Source organism: Thiocapsa sp. (genome assembly GCF_035467215.1).
Classification (GTDB): Bacteria; Pseudomonadota; Gammaproteobacteria; order Chromatiales; family Chromatiaceae; genus Thiocapsa.
This window is the reverse complement of the sequence record NZ_DATITZ010000010.1, coordinates 1-4,958: the sequence shown is the minus strand read 5'-3', so window position 1 is coordinate 4,958 and position 4,958 is coordinate 1. Positions and strand designations below refer to the sequence as shown.

Sequence of the window (4,958 nt, the reverse complement as noted above, 5' to 3'; positions counted from 1 at the left end):
GGAAGTCCGGGACCTCCATCGCCGCGATCTTGTAGTTGGAGACGACCTGGTTCATGGCGTCGCCGTCGCCGCAGAGACACTCGCAGTCCAAAGCCTGGCGGATCTCGCCGACGGTCGGCATGCCGAGTGCGGCCTGTCGCGGCAGCACATAGACGTTCTCGCGCTCGGGCAGCAGCTTGCGGGCACGGGCCTTGACCGTTTCCACATGCTCCGGGTCGACCCCGTTGATGACGCTCGCGAGGAAGTCTCCGCCGCGATTGCGCATCGACTCGTGGGCCATGTAGAGCGCCTCGAGCGCCTCTTCCGGGCTGCGTCCGAAGCCCTTCACGACAACGACGACGTTGCAGCCGAGATTGTTGGCCAGGTCGGCGTTGAAATCGAACTCCAGGGACGGCACCAGCCCGTCGAAGTCGGTCCCGGCACAGACGACGAGGTCGCAGTTCTCTTCCAGCATCTTGAACTTGTTCAAGATCATCTTGAGCAGCTCGTCGTAATGCCCGGCTGCGACCAGGTGACTGGCGGTCTCCGCCGTGCAGCCGTAGAGCATCTCCGGGGAGAATGGCAGGTCGTAACGGCTGCGGATGAGCGTGGTCAGGTTGTCCTGCTCGACGCTCTTGGAGACGATCGGGCGGAAGAATCCCACCCTCCGATTGACGGCATAGAGCATCTCCATGAAGCCTAAAACAACGACGGACTTACCGCTGCCGGAACCGGCACCGGCGATGTAGACGCTTTGCATGGATCTTCCTCTTGCGCGAAACAGGCTGGACGGGGTCGAGCGACCCGATCAAACGATTGGATGATTCGGCACGACGAGCGCCCCGAATGCTGCACTGCGCAAAAATACCAGAAAACGCCTACCGGCCGCGACCTTCAAACGAGCACGCGCTTCATCTCGCCGGCAATCCTGCTCAACGCAGCGTCCGTGCTCAGCTCCGACTTCTTCTTCTTGATCCCCTCGCCGACCCGGGCCGCTGCATCCAGGGCGGCGTTCAGCAACGGGGCCGGTGCCGTATCGACCCAGAAGCTCTCGTCGCTGATCTTGCGTTTGACATCGAACGGGACGAAGGCTGTCGCGACGCGATCGTAGATCACCGGGATACGCTGCACGGACATGCGGCCGCCCTGAGCCAACCGCTCCGCGACCAGTTTGCGGCACGCCTCGAGCTCTTTCCAGAAGTTCTCGTCGGCAAGGCCCGTCTTTTGGCGGCCTTTGATGAACCCGAAGGCTGTCCCGAGGGCCAGCGCCGCTTGGGCTCGCCCGGAGCGCTCGTTGTCCGATTCGACGCCAGTCACATGGGCGGTCAGGCGATACTCCTCGTCGGCCAGCGCCTGTAGTTGCGCGACAAAGGGCAGGGTGTCGGCCTCCGACACGGTCACCGTCTCGTCGAGAGACAACACCGCAAGCGCCTCCAAGTCCGTGATGAGGCGCAGCGCGGCCCCCTCGCCATCAGCAACGGCGGCGACGAACGCCACGTACTCCACATCCAGCCCGTGGGGTGTGACGGCGATCCGCCGAACACACCCGGGCGGTTGCCAGTCGCCACCGATGGCGAGGACGGCATCGAAAACAGGCTCGCCGTAGGTCGCGAACCGCAACCGCGGCCCGAGTGACGCGATCCCGTCGTCATAGAGCTTGCGGTCGACGGTCAACGCCGTCCCGTCGACGATTCCCGGCAGACCCCGCAGCAACAGCGGCTCTTGCGGCGTGCCGGACAGGTTTGCGGCAACGGCACACCCCAGTGCCCGCAGCGAGGCCGATTCGTTCAGAACCGTCCAGATGCCGTCCAAGGTTGCGGGCAAGCGCTCCGCGGCGTGCGTCTGCGCCAAACGTTGGTAGATTTCGTAGATCTCCTGGCCGCTCAACTCGGTCTCGCGGATGCGTTGCTGCGAGACGGCAATGCGTTGGCGGGCCTCGGCCTCCAGCTGCGCCTCGGTGACCTGGCCGGTGGCGAGCCGGCGGAAATCCTCCTCGGTGACCGGCAGCAACGACACCTGCTGATCGCCCACCACCGAGATCATGCTGCCCAAGCGGTTGAGCAGTCGGTCGTAGACGATCTCCTCGACCGAGCCCAAGTAGCAGAGGTTCTGGACATAGATGTCCTGGTGGAGCTGACCGATGCGGTCGATACGCCCGATGCGTTGCTCCACCTTTGCAGGGTTCCAGGGCAGATCGAAGTTGACCAGAAAGTCCGCGGTCTGGAGGTTGAGGCCCTCGGCGGCGGCGTCCGTGCACACCAGGATATCGATCTCCCCGCGCAGGAAGCGTTGCTTGATCTCGTCGCGCTCGGTCCCGATCAGCTTGCCGGTTTGCGGATCGGTGTATTGACCCCCGCGCCCCGAGTAGGTCCCCACCAGCAGCTTGGATTCGGCTTGTCTCAGGCGCCGAACCAGATCCTCCAGGGTGTCCCAGAACTGGGTGAAGATCACCGTCTGCGCAACACGCCCCGGCCGGGTCGCCTCCCGACGTTGCTGCACATACCCCAGGAGCACCTGGGTCTTCGAGGACGGCGGCGCCGCGTCGTAGAGGCTGCCGGCCAGCATCTGCGTAAGCGTCTCCCACTCCCAACGCAAGTCGGCCTCGCTGCGGTTCTTGAGCAACTGCTCGATGACCTCCGTGTCGTCCTCGTCCTGCTCCAGATCCTCGTCGAGATCGGACGCCTCGGATGCCGCCGGGCTCTTGCCCGGTTTCGCCGACAGGTGTTCCAGCGTCCACTTCACCCGCTCGCGTCGGCGCCGCAGGGTCTCGCCGATGGCGTACAGGCTGGACGCGAAACGCCGTTGCAGGAAGCTCAGGTAAAAGCCGGTGGAGACGCGCGCCTGTTGTTCGTTGGCCGCGGTGATTTGTCTGGCCAGCTCCTGCGAATAGGCATCCAGGGCCTCGTACGCGGCGTGCTCTTGCGACGTGTATTGGATCTTGCGCATCGGCAGGATGTGCCGCTGCGCCAGGTTGGCGGTGAGCTCGCCCTGTTCCTGGTAAACGCGCAGCAGGGCGCGGTTGTGGCGCATCATCACCCTCGAGAGCGGCGCGGACGAGAAGATGGCGCGCAAGAGTTTTTTCAGACTCGCGGTCGTCGGCGTGATGCCCTGCTTGATCCAGTGCTCGTACGGGGCTCGATTGGCCGCGCTCAAGACGGTCTGGCGGATAAAGACGGCCAGTTCAGGATCATGCTGCTGGATCGAGCCGAGCACCCGGCGCAGGAAGGTCAGCTCCTCCGCCGAGACCGTCTCGCCGCGCTGGATGCGGCCCTGAATGGCGTAATACGCCTGGGTCAGCGACGGATCATCCTGAAAGGGACCGACGCGCCGGGTGAGCCGGAACAGATCGTAGACCTCGATCGGGTCAAGCTGCATGGGCGTGGCGGTGGCGAGCCAGAGGGCACGGGTGCGCGGTCGCACGGTCTGCTCAAGCGCCCGGTAGAGATCCCCGTATCTCGGCTGCACCACCAGTCCGGCCGTCGAGTTGCTGCGGCGGGCATAGTGGGCCTCGTCCACCAGGGCGATATCCCAGGTTTGCCCGGCCAACTCCTGCTGACGCTCCTTGCGCCGAATCAAGCCGGTGGAAACAATCACGCAGGCGGGGCTGTACAGCGACTTGGCCGGGAGCTGCTCTTTCAGCGGATGCTTGTAGAGGTGCCGGACCTGCGCACCGGGGAGCGCGCGCCCGAAACGCAGGAAAAACTTGCTCGCCAGCTCGTCTTGCCACTGCCGGGCGAGACTCGCGGGTGGTGCAATCAAGACCCGTCGCGCCAAACCGGACAAGATCAGCGAGCGCAAGGCCAAGCCCGCCTCGATGGTTTTGCCCAAACCGACCTCGTCGCACAGCAGGAAGCTGTACGGGTAAGCGGTAATCAACCGCCGCGCCACGATCGCCTGGTGGGGCCAGGGCGCGACCGGCGCCGTGGCCATCCCGACGAAGCGGCCGTTCGGCATCCGCGGGGCCTCCCGCAGAATGGCGAATTGCAGCCACTCCCGCGCGGTCGGTCCCGCGACGTCCGGCGGCAACTCGCTGGACCCGTCGATCTCTTTCGGACGGGTCACGATGCCGGCGATCTCGATCAGGCGTTCGTGCACTGCCAGGGGCAGGTCCAACACATAGAGCCCGGGGTCCCGGTTCTCCCAGATGGTCTCGAAGTCCCCGGCATACAGATCCACTCGCGCGGTTTCCTGGGATCCCCACCAATCAGCGTGAACGCCGATGTTTTCGGCATTGATCTCCAGCGCCGTGCGCGACTCGTTCAGGGACCCCTCGGCGATCAGCCGATGGCCCTCGGCATCCGTGAAGACGGCCCATTTCTCGTGAACATAGCCGTCGGCGCGCGAACCGTAGGCAATGGCGGCGCCGGTCTTGCGGTGGCGGCGCAACGCCACGCGGATCTCCAGAGCACCTGCCTTGAGCATCCATGCCAGCAGTACCAGACCGTTCTCGACGGACTCGGGCCAGTCTTGCCGGTCGGACAGGCTCGCCAACAAGGTCGCGACCAGACGCCCGTCGTCCTGGTGATCGAGGATGACCTGGGCATCCTTGGGATCCAGATCGGCCCCCACCACGAGCCGCACATGGCCCTTGTTCTTGACGAGGGCCGAGAAGCCTTGGGAGGCCGCGGCCAGGGAGGTTGAGCGGAAATAACCGGCCACCCGGTCGTAGCGCACGCTCGCGCTCAGGGCCGGGATGTAGAAGTCGTGCAGGACGTCGCTGGTGGTGCTGCGGTAGCGCGGCTGCCAGTCGCGTTGTCGGAACGATGCGGATCTTTTGGTGTGCTCCATGCCTCGGATCTCCGGATGACCTTCGCCCTCTCTCGCCGAAGGAGCGAGGATTGCTTACGATGTAAAACCCTTCCAACGATCATGTTCGGTCTAAAGTAGCGCAACGATTCTGACGCAGTCTTCAAGCCCTTGCAGGATGTCACGCTGTTGCCCAACCACTTGACGATAGTCCGGATCGTCGAGCTTCAGCG

Annotated in this window: 2 protein-coding genes; both read right to left on the bottom strand. The window is 64.6% G+C overall.

Annotated elements, in window-relative coordinates; all coding sequences use genetic code 11:
* Nucleotides 1-739 (bottom strand): AAA family ATPase (locus VLR48_RS00520; protein WP_325289898.1); only part of this gene is annotated, 739 nt, incomplete at its 3' end.
* A 134-nt stretch (nt 740-873) separates the two neighbouring features.
* Nucleotides 874-4,767 (bottom strand): helicase-related protein, encoded by a 3,894-nt coding sequence (locus tag VLR48_RS00515; RefSeq protein WP_325289897.1) that lies wholly within the window; start codon nt 4,765-4,767, stop codon nt 874-876.
* Between the last annotated feature and the right edge of the window lie 191 nt (nt 4,768-4,958).

What these genes read in the sequence shown, in the direction of transcription:
- VLR48_RS00515 (WP_325289897.1), bottom strand. Translation starts at nt 4,767, where the DNA reads ATGGAGCACACCAAAAGATCCGCATCGTTCCGACAACGCGACTGGCAG.